The organism is Polaribacter sp. OB-PA-B3, assembly GCF_054589375.1.
Genome location: NZ_BAAIIX010000001.1, coordinates 248,188 through 268,635 on the forward strand (window position 1 = coordinate 248,188; position 20,448 = coordinate 268,635).

The window sequence follows — 20,448 nt, forward strand, 5'->3', positions numbered from 1 at the left end:
GTTATAATAGTTGGGATTTCTTATATACTCTTTGTTCCTTTCTTTGGATTCAAGAAAAAATATAAACTATTGTTTGTATTATGCGGAATTTTCTTATCAACTTTAAACATAACTTTTAAAGAGGACAAAGATATAATTTTAAATGTTTTAAGTCTTTTTTTACTAATTTTTCCTTTTGTAATAATAAGAATTAAATCGGTAGATTTAATTAAAGAAAATTATAAGTAACCTACTTCTTAACCAACATTCGTTTAATCTCGTTCAATTTCATTAAAGCTTCAATAGGTGTTAAAGCATCTATATTTGTTGCTAAAATTTCTTCTTTGATATTTTCTAATAAAGGATCATCTAATTGAAAGAAACTCAATTGCATTTCTTCTTCTTGTGTTTGTTTTAAAACATCCTTTACTTCTGAATTTTTGTTGTTTTTTTCTAATTTTTCTAGAATTTTATTTGCTCTATGAATCACCATATTTGGCATTCCAGCAAGTTTAGCAACATGAATTCCAAAACTATGATTAGAGCCACCAGAAACTAATTTACGTAAGAAAATAATGTTGTCTTCCAACTCTTTTACAGACACATTAAAGTTTTTAATACGTTCGAATGTTGTGGTCATTTCATTCAATTCGTGGTAATGCGTAGCAAATAATGTTTTTGCTTTGCTTGGGTGTTCGTGTAAGAACTCAGAAATAGCCCAAGCAATCGATATTCCGTCATAAGTAGAAGTTCCTCTACCAATTTCATCTAACAAAATTAAACTACGCTCAGAAACGTTATTTAAGATCGATGCAGTTTCGTTCATTTCTACCATAAACGTAGATTCGCCCATAGAAATATTATCACTGGCGCCAACTCTTGTAAAAATCTTATCTACAATACCAATTTTTGCGTTTTGAGACGGAACATAACTTCCCATTTGCGCTAATAAAACAATCAAAGCGGTCTGACGTAAAATTGCCGATTTACCAGACATGTTCGGTCCGGTAATCATAATAATTTGTTGCTGATTTCTGTTTAAAACAACATCGTTTGCAATATAGGTTTGGTCTATTGGTAATTGTTTCTCTATAACCGGATGACGCCCATTTTTTATTTCCAAATCGGTGCTTTCATCCATAATTGGGCGCACATAATTGTTATCTATTGCTAAAACCGAAAAAGACAATAAACAATCTATTTTTGCAATAATTTGTGCATTTTCTTGCACAATTTGTACATATTGAATGATGTATTGCAATAATTTAGAAAAAATATCTTGTTCTAATTTTGCTATTTTTTCTTCTGCACCTAAAATTTTAGTTTCGTATTCTTTTAATTCTTCAGTAATGTATCTTTCTGCAGAAACTAAAGTTTGTTTACGTATCCATTCTTCGGGAACTTTATCTTTATGCGTATTTCTTACTTCAATGTAATATCCAAACACGTTGTTAAACGCAATTTTTAAACTTGTAATTCCGGTACGTTCGGTTTCGCGCGCCAACATATTGTCTAAATACTCTTTACCAGAGTTAGAAATTGCACGTAAATCGTCTAATTCTTGATGCACTCCGTTGGCAATTGCATTTCCTTTATTGATGTTTACAGGAGCTTCATCAAACAAGGTTTCAGAAATTTTATCAATTAAATCTTGGCAAGTATGTAATTGATTTCCTAAAGATTTTACAGCGTTGTTTTTACTGCTTTCTGCGGATGCTTTTATTGGTAAAATTGCTTTTAAAGAATCTTTTAATAAAACAATTTCTCTTGGAGATGCTTTGCCAGTAGCCACTTTAGAAATTAAACGTTCTATATCAGATACTTGTTTTAATTGATACGTTACGATCTGAGAAAAATCATCAGAATCTATAAAAAACTTTACCAATTCATGACGATTTTTAATCTCGTCGATATTTTTTAAAGGAAGCGCTAACCAACGTTTTAATAAACGTCCGCCCATTGGCGAAATAGTTTTATCTATTATATCTAAAAGGGTTACGGCATTTATAGAATTCGGATTGTACAATTCTAAATTTCGAACAGTAAATCGGTCCATCCAAACATAATTATCTTCTGCAATTCTACTAATATGTTGAATATGTTTTAACTTATTGTGTTGTGTTTCCGATAGATAATACAACACTGCACCTGCAGCAATAATTCCGTTTTTAACATCTTGTACACCAAAACCTTTTAAGCTTTTTACCTCAAAATGATTTTGCAAAGTTTCGTTGGCATATTCCTTTTGAAAAACCCAATCATCTAAATAAAAAGTATAATATCTATTTTCAAAAAGTTCTAAAAATTGTTGCTTGTTTTGTTTTTGAACTAAAACTTCACTCGGATTAAAATTCTGTAATAATTTATCGATGTATTCTGCGGTTCCTTGCGCGACTAAATATTCACCAGTAGAAACATCTAAAAAAGAAATTCCGAGTTGTTTTTTATCAAAATGAACCGCAGCTAAAAAGTTGTTAGTTTTGGTTTGTAAAACTTCGTCGTTTAAAGAAACACCAGGCGTAACCAATTCTGTAACACCACGTTTTACAATGGTTTTAGTCATTTTAGGATCCTCTAATTGATCGCAAATTGCAACACGCATTCCTGCTTTTACCAATTTTGGTAAATAGGTATTTAAAGAATGATGCGGAAAACCAGCCAAAGCAGTTTCAGAATCTGAACCAGCGCCACGTTTCGTTAACGTAATTCCTAGAACTTCTGCGGCTTTCTTAGCGTCTTCACCAAAAGTTTCGTAAAAATCGCCAACTCTAAAAAGCAACATTGCATCAGGATATTTATTCTTGATAGCGTTGTATTGTTTCATTAAAGGCGTTACCTTTTTAGCTTTTGATTTTGCCAAGTTTTAGAAATTTTCTGTTAGTTTTGCGAAGATAGAAAAAAGTCTTTAGCCTTTAGCTCTTAGCCATTAGTTTTCATACCAAACTAGCTAAAAGTAGAAAGCTAAAAGCTAAAAGTTTAAAACATGAGGAAATTAAAAAATAACGAATTAGGTAGAATAACTGTTGATGAGTTTAAAACAGTAAAAAAAACACCAATTATTGTAGTTTTAGACAATATTAGAAGCTTAAATAATATTGGTTCTGTTTTTAGAACTAGCGATGCTTTTTTAGTTGAAAAAATATATTTGTGTGGTATTTGTGCTACTCCGCCAAATAAAGAAATTCATAAAACGGCTTTAGGTGCAACAGAATCTGTTGCTTGGGAATATGTAGAAGATACCTTAGCTTTAGTTGAAAAATTAAAATCAGAAAATGTAAAAGTTTTAGCAATAGAACAAGCAGAAAACTCAACAAAACTAGATACTTTTTATCCGAAGAAAACAGAAAAATATGCCATTGTAATGGGTAACGAGGTAAAAGGTGTACAGCAAGAGGTTGTAAATGCTTCCGATATGTGTATCGAAATTCCGCAATTAGGCACCAAACATTCGCTAAATATTTCTGTAACTACAGGTGTTGTTATTTGGGATTTGTTTCAGAAATTACAATAGAAACTTTTTTATTAAAAATGAAAGGACTAATTTTATGGTGCTATAAATTTAAGAAGTAAACACTTCTTTTTGAACTATGAAAAAAGAAATACCTCTCCTACTTTTATTTAACGTATTTGCTGTTTTTAATGTATTTACGCAAACACCAAAAGATTCACTAAATTTTTATTTAGACAATGCTAAAGGATCTAAAAAGGTTACATATCTTAAAAGAGCTATTACCTTACTAGAAGATTTAAAAATAGATTCTTTAATACAACAAACTAGTATAGAATATGCTAAAGAAAGTTATTTTGCGAAAGATACTTTGGGTTTAACTTTTTCTAAGAATAAATTACAAAATCATTTTAAACGCAGTAAAGATTCTTTTTCTTTAGCTAAGGCTTACCATTTTGCCGCTTTAAATCATAAAATAAAAAATAATTTAGATAGTAGTTTTTACTATTATCAAGAATCTAAAAAAATTTTTATAGGTTTAAAAGATTCTGTAGAAACCGGACGAAGATTGCTCTCTATGGCGATACTTCAAGTTAAAGAACTCGATTATTTAGGTTGTGAAACAACCGCTGTAGAAGGTTTAAAATATATAGAACCTGCCCAAGATAAAGAATATAGAACTCTAATTTCTTTATATCAAACCTTAGGAAATGCTTTAGGCCACTTAAACAGACCTCAAGAATCTAGAGCCTATTATATAAAGGCAAGAGAAATGGCTAAATTTAATACGGTAACCTCTAGAAGAGAAGTTAACTATTTAAATTTATATAATAATATTGGCGCAACTTACGTAGATGAGGGTAATTTTGATAAAGCAATTGCTTTGTTTAAAGAAGGTTTACGTTTTGATAGTATAGCCATAAAATACCCAAGACAATATCAAAATTTATTAGGAAGTTTATCTTCTGTATATTTTAGACAAGGTAAAATTGATAAAGCAATTTCTGGTTATAAAACAGTTTTAGAAGGAAGAAAAAAATCTAAATACGTTTATGGTGAAAGTGTTTCACATAGTTTATTAGCAGAAGCTTACATGAAAAATAAACAATATAATTTGGCAAAAAAACATGCTTATATTGGTTTAGAGTTAGGTAAAAAAACAAGAAATAACGAGCAAGTTTTAGACTGTTTACAATTTTTAACGGAGTTAACTTTTGGTGAAACAGCCAAAAAGCATTTTAAAGAATATGTTCAATTAAAAGATAGTTTATTTACCAGAGAAAGAACTCGAAAAAATCAATTTGCCAAGGTTATATACGAAACCGAAAAAAAAGAAAAAGAAAACACAAGTTTAAAAGTAGAAAATCAACGTAAAGAACTACTAATAAAAAGTGAAAAACAACAAAAAACGATTGGCTTTTTAGTTGCAGGCGCTGGTATTCTTTTTATTGGTTTTGGTGCAAATATTGTTGCTAGTAGAAGAAAAAAAATACTTTTTGAAGCTAAACTATTACAAGTAGAAGCCAGAGAAAAAGAAAGACAACAAATTGCTAAATCTTTACATGATGAGGTTGCTGGCGATATTAGAATGTTGCATTTAAAATTAGAGAAATCTAATCAATTAGAAGAGGCAAATAGTCTAAATATTATAAAAGACAATGTGCGTAATTTGTCGCATCAACTAAGTAGCGAGAGCTTTGATAAAGTATCGTTTAAAGACCAAATTATAAACTTAGTATCAGATTATTTTGAGCCTAATTTTAGAATTAAAATACATGGTTTAGATACTATTCTATGGAAAGAAATTAATAATTCTATAAAAAGAACCTTGTTTTTAACTATTAGAGAAAGTATTCAAAACGCTAAGAAATATGCAGAAGCAACAGAGCTAATTTTAAGTTTTTCTGGAAGTAAAAAGAATCTAATTTTAGAAGTTTCTGATAACGGAATAGGTTTTGATGTAACTGCAAATAAAAACGGAATAGGTTTAAAAAATATTAGAGAAAGAGTAGAAGATTTAAACGGTGTTTTTACTATTGATAGTGAGCTAGAAAAAGGAACAACTATTAAAATTGATATTTCAAAAAATGGAAAATAAAATTAAAATTTTAGTTGTTGATGATCATCAATTAGTTATTCAAGGAATTTTATGTTCTTTAAAAGATATAGGAGATTTTGATGTTGTAACAACAAATAGTTGTGATGAAGCCTTTCTATTGATAAAACAAAGTCAAAACACCAAGCCCTTTCAGCTTTTATTTACAGATTTAAGCTTTGATAATTCTACAGAACAAACAAAACTAGATGGCGGTGAAGAATTGATTAAAGCGATTAAAAATAATGGGTTAGATATAAAAATAGCAGTAATAACAGGGCATACAGAAACCAATAGAGTATACAATGTTATTAGTAACTTAAACCCGAACGCTTATTTACTAAAAAGTAAATGTGATGCAGCAGAAATTGGTTTTGCATTAACTAAAATGTTGGCTAACGATTATTATTATACGCATGAAATTCATCAGAAAATAATGCGTAGAAACATCGTTCAAATACAAATGGATGACATTGCTATACAAGTCTTAAAAGAGTTGCCAAATCAGCCTAAAATAAGTAATTTAGAAGGTGTTATTAAAAAGAGTGATGGTTCTATTGTAAAACTTAGATCTATAGAAACAAAATTAGCGAATCTTAGAACAGATTTAAACGCAAACAATAATACAGACTTAATTTTAAAAGCAAAAGAATTAGGTGTAATAGATTAAATGTTGTTTTTGCGGAAAATAACATTTCAAATTACGGATTTCCACAAAGTTATTTTTTTTACTAATACTATATTTGTCTTGTAGATAATGATAACTCAATCATCTATAAAGAATGGGATTAATTGCGAGAAATGAGATTAGGGGCTTATTTTTTATCAATTATGAAGAAAAAGGAGAAAGCCTTTCTGTTAATTCAGGAAGGCTTTTTAAATACCTAAAATCATTTTTGCAATCATAAAATAAATTAAGATTCCAAAGATATCGTTACTAGTAGTAATAAAAGGGCCTGTTGCAATTGCCGGATCGATACCTCTTTTGTGTAAAAATAATGGCACAAATGTTCCTATTAATCCAGCAATAATAATTACGACTACTAGAGATACAGAAATTGCAAGAGAAAGATTCACTTCTCCTTTGTAGATCCAAACAAAAATAAATAGAAATAGGGCTAAAATAACACCATTTAAAGCGGCCAAAAGCATTTCTTTTAATAACCTACTGTAAATACTTCCTTTTACATCATCATTAGCCAAACCTTGTACAATAATTGCAGATGATTGTACACCAACATTACCAGCCATGGCCGCAATTAATGGTGTAAAAAAGAAAAGCGTACCGTATTTAGAGAAAATATCATGAAAACCTTCCATAATAATAAACGCACCAACTCCACCAACTAAACCTAAAAACAACCATGGTAAACGAGCTTTAGTTAGTTCGAAAATACTATCATCAGAATCTACATCTTGGGTTAAACCAGCTGCCATTTGATAATCTTTGTCTGCTTCTTCTTTTAAAACATCTACAATATCATCAATTGTAATTCTACCTAACAAAATGTTATTGTCGTCTACAACAGGTATGGCTTCTAAATCATATTTTGCCATAATTTTTGCGACTTCCTCATCATTTTCATTAACATTAACTGCGTCTACTTTTGTTTTAGAAATTTCGGCAATTTTTTGTTCTGCTTTGGCAATTATTAAGTCTTTTAAAGACAATCTACCAACCAGTTTATCTTGTTTATCTACAACATAAATAGAGTGTACTCTAGTTACTTCTTTTGCTTGTCCTCTAATTCTTCGCATACAACCAGCAACCGTCCAAGTTTCATAAACTTTTACCAATTCTTTAGCCATTAAAGCACCTGCTGTATTGTCTTCGTAAGACAAAAGTTCTTTGATGTCTGCAGCTAATTCATCATCTTCTAAAGCATCTATTACGCGTTCTTGGCGTTCTTCTGATAGTTCACCAATAATATCTGCAGCATCATCAGAATCCATTTCACCAACTTCATCTGCAATTTCTTTAGCAGATAAGTTTTCTAAAATTTTTTCTCTGGTATCTTCATCTAATTCAGTAAGAATTTCTGATGTTTTTTCGCTATCTAAAAGCTTGATAATATAAATAGCTTCATCAAAATTTACTTCATCTAAAACCTCTGCAATATCTGCAAAGTGTACATCTTCAAAAAGTTCTTTAATTGCAGCATCATCATTCTTATAGATTAAGCCAATTAAATTCTCTAGAAATTCATCAGTAATTTCAAATGCCATTTTCTATTAATTTTTGAGTGAGAGAAATAAAATCTTTTACAGATAATTGTTCTGGTCGTTTGGCAAATATAGGGTCTTCTTTTAAAGAATCCGAAAGTTGAAAAGACTTTAAACTAGAGCGTAACATTTTTCTACGTTGATTAAAAGCGGTTTTTACAACTCTAAAAAATATTTTTTCGTCTACTGGTAAAGAATAATCTTTTTTTCTGATTAATCTAATTACGCCAGAATCTACTTTTGGCGGCGGATTAAACACCGTTGGTGGTACCGTAAATAAGTATTCTACATCAAAAAAAGCTTGTGTTAAAACAGATAGAATTCCGTAGATTTTACTTCCTTCTTTTTCCGCCACTCTCATAGCAACTTCTTTTTGAAACATACCTGCAAATTCTGGTACAAATTCTTTATTTTCTATGGCTTTAAAAACAATTTGAGTAGAAATGTTGTACGGAAAGTTACCGATGATTGCTACTTGTTTTTTTTGAAATATTTCTTGAATATCTTTCTTTAAAAAATCGCCTTCGATTATAGAAAAATGCTCTTTAGATGTGTTTAAGTTTATATGTTCTAAAGGAAAAGTGTCGTGTAAATATGCAACAGACTCTCGGTCTAATTCCATTACAGTTACTTTTGCTTTTTTTTCTAATAAATATTTGGTTAAAACGCCCATTCCTGGTCCTATTTCTAAGACATCGTCATAACCGTTTTCTGTTAAAGCATCTGCAATATCTTTTGCAATACTTTCATCCGTTAAAAAATGCTGACCTAAATGTTTTTTTGCTTTTACAGACACAATCTTTGTTTTTATCCTTCTAAGGCAAAGGTACAGTTTAAAAGGCGTAATTTTTATTAAGTTATAAAATTATACAAACCCTCTCTTGGGTTTAACAAAAACTAAATTATTCTTTTTTTAAATTTAGAGAAAGCAGAAGTATACCAAAACCTAAACCAACTAAAAAACCGGCAATAGTTTCTTGTGGTTCTATGCCCCAATTTAGATAAGCAAGAATGGCACCAAAAACCAATAATAAAATACTTAAAATTTGTATTTTTTTTCTATTTCTATAAAAAAATAACTTCATTTAATTACTTACACTTGTTGGAAAAAATTCTTTTACAACCTTTAATTCTGTTCTAAAAGCTAACATTTTATCTGCAAATTTTTTTAGAGCTTCTAAGCGTAAATTATTTGCATCTATTTTGTAATACGATTCTAAATCTTCTCTAGATGCTGCAGTATATTGTATAGAATATGTTTTACCACCCATTTCTTCTTCTACCAAAACCTCTGTAAGTTTTGCTGATGTAAATTTACCAGTATCTAAAACTTTTACAACATGAGATTCTATCCAAGTTAACCACTCGTTATGCACAGTGTTATCTATGTTTACTGTTACGTTATATATATACATTTTATACTTTTAATTGTTATTGATTATTTACTGCGAAACATTATCGCCTCTTAATTTTCTAAACTTTTTTCTGGCATCTACTAAATAGATGCTAGAGGTATGGTCGAAAATTATTTTCTGATAATATTCTTGTGCTTTTTCTGAATTTTTAAGATGATTGTTATAGGTTTCTGCCATCATAAAATAAACATCATCTGTTAAAAAACCTTGATTATCTGCTGCTATAATTTTATCTAAAGCTGTTATTGCTTCTGTATATTTTTGTTGTTTAATAAGAAGTTTTGCTTTAAAAAATAGCACATCATCATAAATTACTTCGCTAGGTATAAAACCATTTATAAAAATATCGTTTCTAGTAAATAACGAGTTTAATTCTGATAGTGCAGCTTCATCTTTGTTTTGAAAAGCAAGTAATTCTGCTTTAGCTAATTGCTTTAATCCAGACGGAATAGAATCTACAGGCTCATTATCTGATATTTTTAAAAATAGGTTTACTGCATCATTCGCAATTAATTGTGTTGTAGAACCTTTTAAAACTTTTAATTGTGCTTTTGCCCATTCGAAATCGCCTTTAAAATAACTTGTTTGTGCTACTTTAAACCTTGCTTCTTGTGCTAATTCGTGATTTTTTAGTTGTGTTTGAATTTGAGAAAAATAAATGAGTGCTTTATTAAACTTGTTAGTAAACACAAGAACGTCGCCAAGTTTTAGTTTAATTCTAGCCTTATCAAATTTTGAGTTTGCATAACTTAAAGCTTCTTCTAAAACTGTATTTGCTTGCAGAGGTTCGTTTTTAGTAAACGTTAAATAGTCTGCATAAGCAACTTGTAATTTTATAGTTGCACTGTTTTTACCAAAAGCTAAAAACAACTTTTTGAAAAGGTTTTCTGTTTCTGGATTTTTAGTTTCAATGGCAATTTTCATCAAAAATAAATGTGCATTAATAGTTTCGCTTTTGGTAGATGATTTTTCTACAATAAAATCGAAACACTGTTTAGCATCTTCAAAAAATTTATTTTCGAAAGCAATTTTACCTAAGGTAAAAATTGCCCCTAGATCTTGGGTGTTTCTTTGGTAAAGTGCTTTTTCTTGTATAAATGCTTTGTTATAATCTTTTTGTTGGGTAAAAAGCCAACTTAAAAGTGTATTCCAAACATCTTTTGGGTTACTAGCAGATTTTCTTAAAAGTGTTTTTCTAAATAAAATGTTTGCCTCATTTTCTGAATCATCTGTAATGTATTTGCTAGTATATCTTTGTACAAGGTCGAAATATTGTTCATTTTTATCAACCAAATCTATATACGATTCAAACATTTTTTTAAAATCGCCTTTCTCGCCATAAATTTGAGCAATTTGAAAATTATAATTTGCGTTTTTATTTGCTTCCATGGCTTTCTCATACGCCAAAATTGCATTGTCAAGTAGGTTATAATCTTTAAACAAGCGTCCTATTATTCCGCCATAAGAAGGTATTTTATCCAAAGAATTTAACGCTAGTTTATAATTTTCTGAAGCTTTTTCTGTTTGTTGTTGTCTTTGGTAATTATAGCCTAAATAAACATATAAATATGCCTGACTTTTATTCGCCTTAATTCTTCCTTTTAGTAAGTTTTCTGCTAAAATAAATTGATCTGTTTCTTGGTAACAAGAGATTAATCTACTTAAATACGTTGTATTAAAAGGACTAGAAGTATAAAGTTTCTTATAAATTTGTGTAGCTTTTTCATAAGCACCTTCTCTATAATAATTTTCTGCTAAGAGGTAATTATTTTTAGCATTTGTTTGCACTTTGTTTTGCGACACTGCTAAGGTGCTAATTGCTAGAAAAATAAGTAGAAATATTCTCTTCATCAAAATCAAAGATACTTAAGATTTATGTTAATTTTTTATTAAACCAAACGTATTTTACATCTTCTTTGTAACATTTTGGCACAAAACTTGTCTTTAAGATATAACAACTAATTAAAACTTAAAATTATGAAAACTTTTTCTACCCAATACGAAACTGCAAAAAGAAACTCTATAGAGTTTATGCAAAAAGGACAAATAAGTGCTTACTTAAATGCTTTAGTAGAAATGAATAAATATAAAAGACTAATGGTAGCTGTTATAGCTAACTAGGTTAATTTTCAGTATCAGTTTACAGTTAAATTTTAACTAAAAATAGTTAAGAACTGCAAACCGAAACTGAATACTTTGTATTAAGAATTAATTTATTATGTCGAAACCGCAATAAGGTACTAAAACATCTGGTATTTTAATTCCGTCTGCAGTTTGGTAATTTTCTAAAATTCCGGCTAAAACCCTTGGTAAAGCTAAAGAACTACCATTAAGAGTGTGTGCTAATTCGCTTTTACCTTCTTTGTTTTTAAAACGTAATTTTAACCTGTTTGCTTGAAATGTTTCGAAATTAGAAGCAGAACTAATTTCTAACCAACGATCTTGTGCTGTCGAAAACAACTCAAAATCGAAAGTTAATGCAGATGTAAAACCTGTATCGCCACCACACAAACGTAAAATTCTGTAAGGTAATTTTAGTTCTCTTAAAATATCTTTAATATGCTCTACCATTCCGTTTAAAGCATTGTAAGAATTCTCTGGATGTTCTATGCGCACAATTTCTACTTTATCAAATTGGTGCAACCTGTTTAACCCACGCACATGTGCACCATAACTACCAGCTTCTCTTCTAAAACAAGGCGTATAACCCGTTACAGTTATAGGAAAATCTGTTTCTTGTAATAAATTACCACGAAACATATTTGTAATTGGCACTTCTGCCGTTGGTATTAAATACAAATCATCTACTGTAGAATGATACATTTGTCCGTCTTTATCTGGCAATTGCCCAGTTGCAGTTGCAGAATCTGTATTTACCAAATGTGGTACTTGTACTTCTTTATAACCCGCTTTAACATTTTTATCTAAAAAATAATTAATTAAAGCACGCTGTAATCTAGCGCCTTTACCTTTGTAAACAGGAAAACCAGCACCAGCAATTTTGGTACCCAATTCAAAATCTATAATATCATATTTTTTAGCTAATTCCCAATGTGGTAAAGCATTTTCACCCAAATTAGGTATCGTGCCTTCGCTAAAAATATTTTCGTTGTCTTCTTCAGAATTTCCTGCTTTTACAGAAGCATGTGGTACGTTTGGTATTTGGTACAACAAGTTTTGTAACTCATCAGAAAAAGTAGCTAATTTTTCTGTTAGCTCTTTAGATTGTTCTTTTAACTGACTAGTTTTTTCTTTTAAAACATTTGCTTTTTCTACTTCACCAGACTTAAAAAGACCACCAATTTCTTTGGATAATTTATTAGATTCGGCCAAAGTATTATCAAGAGAAACTTGCGTTGCTCTTCTGTTTTCATCTGCCGATAAAACTTGTTCTACAATTGTTTCTGCGTTTGCAAAATTACGTTTTGCTAAACCCTCTAAAACAGTTTCTTTGTTGTCTCTAATAAATTGTACTTGTAACATATTTTCTATGAATTATGAAATGCAAATATATAATTTGTGTTGTAGTTTTACCACGAATTATTAAATAATTAAGAATGTTTAAAAAGGATAACTTTTTTAGAGAAAGTAAATCGATAATTACTATAATTCGCAATTGTTTTTGATGTAAACACGGGCAGTTTCTTCGTCTTTTTTTAGTTGAAGAATTAGATGATCTATCGAATCGAATTTATGTTCGTCTCTAAGAAAATAAATCAATTCTATTGTTAAATTCTTATCGTATAAATTGTCGTTAAAATCAAAAAAATGCACTTCTATTGTTTGATGATTTCCGTTAACGGTTGGTCTGTTACCAATATTCATCATACCAAAAATGGTTTTAGAATCAATAGTAGATTTTACAACATAAACTCCTGTTTTAGGAATTAATTTATACGTTTCTTTAACATCTAAATTTGCCGTAGGAAAACCAATTTTACCGCCTAATTTTTTGCCATTTACAACTTTACCATTCAATAGAAAATTATACCCTAAATAGTTGTTTGCAGTTTTTAAATTTCCAGCATGTAAAGCGCGCCTAATTTTTGTAGAACTTACAGAAACATCATCTATATCTTGTGCCGGAATTTCTTCTACCGTAAAATCGTATAAATGGCTATATTCTGTTAATTGCTCTATGTTACCTTCTCTGTTTTTACCAAAATGATGATCGTAACCAATAATCAATTTAGAAATATTAAAAGTATTTACTAAAATATCTCGAACAAACTCTAAGGCTGTAGTTCTAGAAAATTTTTTACTAAAAGGATGAATAATTAAGTAATCTAACCCTGTTTTTTCTAACAGTTTTGCACGCTCATCAATAGTATTTATCAGCTCTATGGTTGCATCTTTTTGTAAAACCATTCTTGGATGCGGAAAAAAGGTAAGTAAAACAGATTTTTTTCCTGCATTTTTTGCTTCAGATACTAGTTTTTCTAATATTTTCTGATGCCCAAAATGAACACCATCAAAAGTACCAATTGTTACAAAAGTTTTTTCGGTTGTAGAGAAATTTGCAATATCATTAACTACTTTCAAGTGTATCTAGTTTTAATAGTAACAAATGTACAATTTCTGAATGTTTAAATTCATAGAAAAATAATTTTTTCGAATGCTAGATACCTTATTTTTATGCCTATTTTTTATTGATTACATAAAATTGACACCCAAATAATAAATAATTCAAAAAAAATTGTATTTTGCATATTAGTTAACAAATTAATTCAAATTATGATAAAAAAGATTTTACTAATTGCGTTTATAGCTTTTAGTAGCATTACTATGGTTGCACAAACCACAGTAACTGGTACAGTTAAAGATGCAAAAACAGGAGAGACACTTCCAGGTGCAAATATTAAAATTGAAAACAAAGCTGTAGGTACTAATACAGATTTTGATGGAAATTTTGTGTTAAAGGTTTCAGATAACCCGCCATTTACCTTAGAAGTTTCTGTGTTAGGTTACAAAATGGAAAAGATAGAAGTAACAAAAAACAATCAAAAAGTTACAGTTTCTTTAACAGAAAATGAAACGTCATTAGATGAGATTGTAGTATCTGCTTCTAGAACTCCAGAACGTATTATGGAGTCTCCGGTTACAGTAGAAAGATTAGATGCAAGAGCAATAAAGAACACTTCTGCACCTTCTTTTTATGATGGATTAGAAAACTTAAAAGGAGTAGATGTTAATACAAACAGTTTAACATTTAAATCTGTAAATACAAGAGGTTTCGCAACTTTTGCAAATACACGTTTTATGCAGTTAGTAGATGGTATGGATAATTCTTCGCCAGCATTAAACTTTGCCATTGGTAACCTTTTAGGAATGTCTGAGTTAGATGTAAATACAGTTGAATTATTGCCAGGAGCATCTTCTGCATTATATGGTGCAAATGCATTTAACGGTATTATGTTTATGACAAGTAGAAGTCCTTTTAATGATCAAGGAATCAGTTTTTCTTATAAATATGGTTTAACAAGCCAAAAAGCAGCAGGAGACAATAGTTTTCATGATGTAAGTATTAGAATGGCATATGCTTTTTCTGATAAATTGGCAGCAAAAGCATCTCTTTCTTACTTAAAAGGAACAGAATGGTTTGCTACAGATTATAGAAATACTAGAAATGGTAAATATGCTGTAGGAGATAGATCTATTAATGACTATGATGGTTTAAATATTTATGGTGACGAGGTTGCTATTGATTTAGGTGGTGCTGTTGGTAGAGTTAGTAGAACTGGTTACCAAGAAGTAGACTTAATGAAAGATTATGAAGCAAAAAGTGTTAAATTAAATACAGCTTTACATTATCGTCCTTTTGGAGATGATAGATTAGAATTAATATTTAACTCTAAATTTGGTGTAGGTAACACAATTTACCAAGGTGCAAACAGATATAATATTAGAGATTTTTATTTAGCACAACAAAAATTAGAATTAAAAGGAAAAAACTTCTTTGTTAGAGGTTATGTTACAACAGAAGACGCAGGTAATTCTTACGATTCTCGTTTTGCTGCAATTAACATTAACAGACAATGGAAATCAGACCAAGATTGGTTTACACAATATGCAGGTACTTATTTAGTAACTGGTTCTCATGCAGCAGCAAGAGCAGCAGCAGATACAGGGCGTTTAATTCCAGGAACTAGCGAGTTTCAATCTGCATTCGACCAAGTTACTGCAGATCCAAATTTAGTTACTGGTGCTAGATTTCAAGATCAAACTAAATTATACCATAGTGATTTAAATTACAATTTTCAAGATATAATCGATTGGGCAGAATTTCAAGTTGGAGGTTCTTATAGAAGATATTCTTTAAATTCTAACGGAAGTATTTTTACAGATTATGATGGTCCTATAGATTATGACGAATTTGGTGTTTACACTCAAATGCAGAAAAAATTCTTAGAAGAAGATCGTTTAAAATTTACTGCTTCTATTCGTTATGACAAAGCACAAAACTTCGACGGAAACTTTTCTCCAAGAATATCTTTAGCGTATGCTGCAGGAGAGAATAAGAATGATAACTTTAGAGCTTCTTTCCAAAAAGGATTTAGAAATCCAACAACTCAAGATCAATACATTGGTTTAGATGCAGGTGCTGCTATTTTAGTTGGTTCTGCACCAGATAATTTAGATAGATATACTAGTTCTCCTTTAAATGTAAGTACAGCAGGACAACCACTAGTTGGTGGTGCTACAACTACACTTTCTGGTAGATTAGCATACGAAAACTCATTTTCTGCTAGTTCGGTACAAAATGGTACACCTACAGCTTCTGTAGCACCTTTAGTAAAACCAGAAGAGGTTACTGCTTTCGAATTAGGATATAGAGGTTTAGTAAATACTGGAGAATCTAGAATTACTGTAGATTTAAGCGCATACTATAACAGCTACAACAATTTTATCTCTGGTAAAAATGTTCTAGTTCCTTTTTACGGTACAGTAGGAGATAACAGTTTGTCTTTATTAGCGCTTCAAAACGGAGACTTTAAAGCTTTTCAAGTATACACAAACACAACAGCAGATATTAGTTCTTATGGTGCTTCTTTAGGTTTAAACACTAAAATTTTAAATGGTTTCGATTTAGGTGTAAATTATACTTATGCTAAATTTGATTTTGATCAATCTTCAGATCCAGATTTCGAGGCTGGTTTTAATACCCCAGAGCACAAGGTGAAATTACAGTTTGGAAATCCAAATTTATTTGAAAATTTTGGTTTCAATATCAATGCTAGATGGCAAGGAGATTACTTATGGGAATCTACTTTCCTAGATGCAACTATCGAGTCTAGAACTCTAATAGATGCTCAAATTAACTATTCTGTACCAAGTATTAAATCTGTATTTAAGTTAGGTGGTGCTAACTTAGGTGGTAAAGAATATTTTAGTGCGCCAGGAGTTGGAGCCATCGGTTCTCAATACTACATTTCTTGGACAATTAATAACTAATAAAAAATACGATATTATATGAAGAATTATAAATATATAGGATTATTACTTTTATCAATTGGTATTACATCTTGTGATGTAAATAACGATTTAGATCCAATTGTAGAAGAAACAGGGCCAGTTGTACAAATTGATGCTAATGGTGTAGATTTTTCTAATTATGTAGCCGTAGGTGCTTCTTTTACTGCTGGTTTTACAGACGGTGCACTTTTTATAAAAGCACAAGAAAATTCATTTCCAAATACATTAGCTTCAAAATTTAGTTTAGTTGGTGGCGGTGACTTTAACCAACCACTAATGGAAGATAATATTGGAGGTTTTGTTTTAGGAGGAACAGCAGTGCAACCACCAAGATTATATTTTAATGGTGAAGGTCCAACAAGGTTAACAGATATACCTACAACTAGTTTAGGTGTTAGAGCAAACGGAACTTCATTTCATAATTTCGGAATTCCTGGTGCAAAAAGTTTTCATTTAACTTTTCCAGGTTATGGTGCTGCAAACCCATATTTTGGAAGAATGGCTTCTAGCGCAACAGCTTCTGTTTTAAGTGATGCAGTTGCTGCAAACCCAACATTTTTTACATTATCTGAAGTAGGAGGTAACGATGTTTTAGGTTATGCTACTTCTGGTGGAGATGGATCGGATATGATTACACCAGCAGCAACTTTTGATGCTTCTTTTAACGGAATGGTAAATGCTTTAACAGCAAACGGTGCTAAAGGTGTTTTAGCGACAGTGCCAGATATTACTTTATTACCTCACTTTACAACAGTTCCTTACAATCCTTTAGATCCTTCGGATGCTACTTTAAAGGCTCAAATACCGTTATTAAATTCTGTATATGGTGCAGTAAACCAAATTTATGCGGGTGCAGGAGAACCAGAAAGAGCAATTGTATTTTCTGAAACAGAAACTAACGCAGTTGTAATTTTTGATGAAGATGCTACAGATTTATCTGCAGCAATTACAGCTACATTAGCAGCAAGCCCAACTTTTGTACCTTTTGTACAATCTCTTGGCTTGCCAGAACAAGCAGCTCCTTTAGTTGCAGGTTTATTAGGTCAGCAATACGGAAAAGCAAGAGCAGCAACTTCTGCGGATTTATTTGTATTACCAAGTAGTGCTGTAATTGGTACAGTAAACATGACAGCTGCTGGGGCTTTAATAGCTCAAAGTAACGGTCTTTTACCAGCTACTTTAGCAGGTCAATTTTCTGCAGAAGGTGTTACACTTCCTTTAGGTGATCAATGGGTTTTAACACCTCAAGAGCAGCTAGAAATTAAGACTGCAACAGACGGTTATAATGCTACAATTACAAGTGTTGCCAATGCAAAAGGTTTAGCAACAGTAGACTTAAATGCTATTTTAAGTGAAGCTGCTAATGGTATTAAGTTTGATAGATATACATTAACACCTTCTTTAGTAACAGGTGGTTTAGTTAGTTTAGATGGTATTCATTTAACGGGTAGAGGTTATGCTTTAATGGCAAATAAAGTTTTAGCTGCAATAGATGCTACTTATGGTAGTAATTTTACTGTTGCTACAGATGGTTTAGCTAAAGCAGATGATTTTCCTACAAACTATTCTCCTGCTTTAAAATAAATAGCAGAATAGATGATATAAAAAAGGCTGAGAATGTAAATTCTCAGCCTTTTTTAATTTTTAATAAATATCCTTTTTTAAGAAAGCATTCTAACCGCTCTTTTTACTCCGTTAACAAAAACATCTATTTCTTCTTTTGTATTGTAAAAAGAAAACGAAGCTCTAACTGTACCCGGAATTTTATAAAAATCCATGATAGGTTGTGCGCAATGATGGCCTGTTCTTACTGCTATGCCCAATTTATCTAAAATTGCACCAATATCATAAGGATGAATTTCTTTTACGTTAAAAGAGATTACAGCGGTCTTATTCGATGTGTTTCCGTAGATTTTTAAACCTTCTATCTTTAAGAGTTCTTCCGTTGCGTATTTTAACAATTCATCTTCATAATTTGCTATGTTTTTAAAACCTACAGAGTTCATATAATCTATTGCAGTTCCAAAAGCAATACCACCACAAATGTTTGGTGTTCCGGCTTCAAATTTATGAGGTAAACCAGCATATGTAGTTTTTTCAAAAGAAACAGTCGCAATCATTTCTCCACCACCTTGATACGGTGGTAATTTATGCAACCACTCTTCTTTACCATACAACATACCAACACCTGTTGGGCCACAAAGTTTATGAGCCGATGCTACATAAAAATCTACATCTAAGGCTTGAACATCTGGTTTAATATGTGGTGTTGCTTGGGCACCATCAATTAAAACAGCTGCATTAAATTGATGTGCTTTGGCAATAATTTCTTCTATAGGATTTACAGTTCCTAGTGCATTCGAAACATGGTTGCAAAAAACTAATTTCGTTTTTTGGTTTACTAAAGAATGGTAAGCTTTCATGTCTAAAGAACCGTCTTCTAACATCGGAATTACTTTTAAAATAGCACCTGTTTTTTCACATAACATTTGCCACGGTACTATGTTAGAGTGATGTTCTAAAGCAGAAACGATAATTTCATCATCTTTTTCTAATAATGCAGAAAATCCAGAGGCAATCATATTAATACTGTGTGTTGTACCAGAAGTTAATATAATCTCGTAAGGGTTTTTTGCATTAAAATGTTGTTGAATTTTAATTCTAGCTTCTTCATATTTGTCGGTAGCTTCTTGACTTAAAGTATGTACACCTCTATGAATATTTGCATTGTAGTTACTGTAATAATCTACAATAGTATCTATTACTACTTGTGGTGTTTGTGAAGTAGCTGCATTATCAAAATATATTAAAGGTTTTCCGTGTACAGTTCTTTTTAGTATTGGAAAGTCTTCTCGAATTTTATCAACATTTATCATAGAAAATATATTTACCACAAAGATAAAGCATGATTTTTTAAACTTGTAATAAAGCGAATAAGATTTTCTTATTATACTACTTTAGAAACCAATTTCACTAAAAAACCGACTCCGTTTTGAATATTCGATATAGCATTTGCTTTTTCGTTATTTGATAATGAAGCATTATTAATTTCTTTTAAAACAGACAAAGCATTGTTGTTTGTTATTTTACTTTCAGAAATAAACGCATCAATTTCTGATGTTTTTAAACTAGTTAAACCAGCTAATTGGTTGTGAAACTCTGTATCTGTTTGTGAAACCGCTTTTTCTGCTAAACCAGTCCAATCTATATCGCTCATAATTTTTATTTTATTAGTTTTTCTAGTTTTAATAACTTTTCCATTCCTAAACCTGTTTTATTTAATAAGCTATCTAATTTATTTTCTACTTGCTTAAAGTTTAGTTTGTTTCCGGTAAGTTGGTTAATTTCTGACAAGGCATTTTGTTCTTCTTTGTTTTCTTTTACTGCAGAATTAATTAAATTTTGTAAAGATGATGTTGCTTTAGAATAAGAAATGAAATTTGCATTTAAACCAGTAACAATCTTTTGTTGTTGGTTAGATAATATATCTTGTAAAGAATCTCTTTTTCTGTTAATTACAGGTATAATTGCTTCTATAATATTTGGTAATTCTTTTTTGTAATCTACATTCTGTGGTAGCAATTTTTGAAATTTTTTTATAATTTCTGGCGTATATTTATTTGTGATAAATGTATTTAATCGCGCTTTTTTTTCATTGAACAACTCATTTACCAAAGAAATATTTAATTGATGCATTGCATCGCCTTCATTTATAACATCTTTTGTTAATGTTGCAGTTGCATCTGGTAAACTAGCACACGATATTAAAATGCTTGTAATTAGCAATAATAGTATATTTTTAAACATTAGATTTT

The 20,448-nt window shown here is 30.5% G+C and carries 17 protein-coding genes; 6 read left to right on the forward strand and 11 right to left on the reverse strand.

All coding sequences use genetic code 11. The features are described from left to right. Nucleotides 1–229: 229 nt before the first annotated feature. Complete coding sequence (gene mutS, locus ACYPV9_RS01125; RefSeq protein ID WP_459741653.1) at nt 230–2,803, reverse strand: DNA mismatch repair protein MutS; 2,574 nt, start codon at nt 2,801–2,803, stop codon at nt 230–232. A 159-nt stretch (nt 2,804–2,962) separates the two neighbouring features. On the opposite strand from mutS, the gene ACYPV9_RS01130 reads away from it, so the two are divergent. The 3 genes from ACYPV9_RS01130 to ACYPV9_RS01140 all read left to right on the forward strand — a co-directional run bounded on the left by ACYPV9_RS01130 (nt 2,963) and on the right by ACYPV9_RS01140 (nt 6,192). Continuing rightward, nucleotides 2,963–3,490: an RNA methyltransferase gene (locus tag ACYPV9_RS01130; RefSeq protein WP_459741309.1), complete on the forward strand. Its 528-nt coding sequence runs from the start codon at nt 2,963–2,965 to the stop codon at nt 3,488–3,490. A gap of 76 nt (nt 3,491–3,566) precedes the next feature. Next, nucleotides 3,567–5,525, forward strand: a complete 1,959-nt coding sequence (locus tag ACYPV9_RS01135; RefSeq protein ID WP_459741310.1) for a tetratricopeptide repeat-containing sensor histidine kinase — start codon at nt 3,567–3,569, stop codon at nt 5,523–5,525. Beyond that, nucleotides 5,515–6,192, forward strand: coding sequence for a response regulator transcription factor (locus ACYPV9_RS01140; protein ID WP_459741311.1), 678 nt, complete (start codon nt 5,515–5,517; stop codon nt 6,190–6,192). Before ACYPV9_RS01135 ends, ACYPV9_RS01140 begins: the two co-directional genes overlap by 11 nt. 206 nt (nt 6,193–6,398) lie before the next feature. Here ACYPV9_RS01140 and mgtE read toward each other — a convergent pair whose 3' ends face one another. From mgtE to ACYPV9_RS01165, 5 genes are all read right to left on the reverse strand, one after another. Then, nucleotides 6,399–7,748, reverse strand: coding sequence for a magnesium transporter (gene mgtE / locus ACYPV9_RS01145; protein WP_459741312.1), 1,350 nt, complete (start codon nt 7,746–7,748; stop codon nt 6,399–6,401). Continuing rightward, nucleotides 7,738–8,541, reverse strand: a complete 804-nt coding sequence (rsmA, locus tag ACYPV9_RS01150; RefSeq protein WP_459741313.1) for a 16S rRNA (adenine(1518)-N(6)/adenine(1519)-N(6))-dimethyltransferase RsmA — start codon at nt 8,539–8,541, stop codon at nt 7,738–7,740. The genes mgtE and rsmA overlap by 11 nt, the downstream gene beginning before the upstream one ends. 106 nt (nt 8,542–8,647) lie before the next feature. After that, nucleotides 8,648–8,830 carry a hypothetical protein gene (locus tag ACYPV9_RS01155; protein ID WP_459741316.1) on the reverse strand — a complete coding sequence of 61 codons (183 nt, stop codon included), beginning with the start codon at nt 8,828–8,830 and terminating at the stop codon, nt 8,648–8,650. Next, a complete protein-coding gene (locus ACYPV9_RS01160; protein WP_459741317.1) occupies nt 8,831–9,160 on the reverse strand; it encodes a DUF4286 family protein in 330 nt (109 codons plus the stop codon). 27 nt (nt 9,161–9,187) lie between these two features. Further along, the gene (locus ACYPV9_RS01165) at nt 9,188–11,011 is read right to left on the reverse strand and encodes a tetratricopeptide repeat protein (protein WP_459741318.1); all 1,824 of its coding nucleotides are present in this window, start codon (nt 11,009–11,011) and stop codon (nt 9,188–9,190) included. 126 nt (nt 11,012–11,137) lie between these two features. Here ACYPV9_RS01165 and ACYPV9_RS01170 point away from each other — a divergent pair, with 126 nt between their 5' ends. Next, nucleotides 11,138–11,281, forward strand: a complete 144-nt coding sequence (locus ACYPV9_RS01170; RefSeq protein WP_299064483.1) for a hypothetical protein — start codon at nt 11,138–11,140, stop codon at nt 11,279–11,281. An 87-nt stretch (nt 11,282–11,368) separates the two neighbouring features. On the opposite strand, the gene serS is transcribed toward ACYPV9_RS01170, so the two are convergent. Both serS and ACYPV9_RS01180 read right to left on the reverse strand, forming a co-directional pair. Beyond that, nucleotides 11,369–12,643, reverse strand: coding sequence for a serine--tRNA ligase (gene serS, locus ACYPV9_RS01175; protein ID WP_459741319.1), 1,275 nt, complete (start codon nt 12,641–12,643; stop codon nt 11,369–11,371). 120 nt (nt 12,644–12,763) lie between these two features. Next, the gene (locus ACYPV9_RS01180; RefSeq protein WP_459741320.1) at nt 12,764–13,702 is read right to left on the reverse strand and encodes a bifunctional riboflavin kinase/FAD synthetase; all 939 of its coding nucleotides are present in this window, start codon (nt 13,700–13,702) and stop codon (nt 12,764–12,766) included. Nucleotides 13,703–13,894: 192 nt separating this feature from the next. Here ACYPV9_RS01180 and ACYPV9_RS01185 point away from each other — a divergent pair, with 192 nt between their 5' ends. Both ACYPV9_RS01185 and ACYPV9_RS01190 read left to right on the forward strand, forming a co-directional pair. After that, on the forward strand, nt 13,895–16,612 hold the full coding sequence (locus ACYPV9_RS01185; RefSeq protein ID WP_459741321.1) for a TonB-dependent receptor: 2,718 nt from the start codon (nt 13,895–13,897) through the stop codon (nt 16,610–16,612). 18 nt (nt 16,613–16,630) lie between these two features. Next, nucleotides 16,631–18,217: an SGNH/GDSL hydrolase family protein gene (locus ACYPV9_RS01190; RefSeq protein ID WP_459741322.1), complete on the forward strand. Its 1,587-nt coding sequence runs from the start codon at nt 16,631–16,633 to the stop codon at nt 18,215–18,217. Between the two features lie 77 nt (nt 18,218–18,294). Here ACYPV9_RS01190 and ACYPV9_RS01195 read toward each other — a convergent pair whose 3' ends face one another. From ACYPV9_RS01195 to ACYPV9_RS01205, 3 genes are all read right to left on the reverse strand, one after another. After that, nucleotides 18,295–19,509, reverse strand: a complete 1,215-nt coding sequence (locus tag ACYPV9_RS01195; RefSeq protein ID WP_459741323.1) for an aminotransferase class V-fold PLP-dependent enzyme — start codon at nt 19,507–19,509, stop codon at nt 18,295–18,297. Nucleotides 19,510–19,580: 71 nt separating this feature from the next. After that, nucleotides 19,581–19,850, reverse strand: a complete 270-nt coding sequence (locus tag ACYPV9_RS01200) for a hypothetical protein (RefSeq protein ID WP_459741324.1) — start codon at nt 19,848–19,850, stop codon at nt 19,581–19,583. 5 nt (nt 19,851–19,855) lie between these two features. After that, nucleotides 19,856–20,440: a hypothetical protein gene (locus ACYPV9_RS01205; RefSeq protein ID WP_459741325.1), complete on the reverse strand. Its 585-nt coding sequence runs from the start codon at nt 20,438–20,440 to the stop codon at nt 19,856–19,858. Nucleotides 20,441–20,448: the final 8 nt, after the last annotated feature.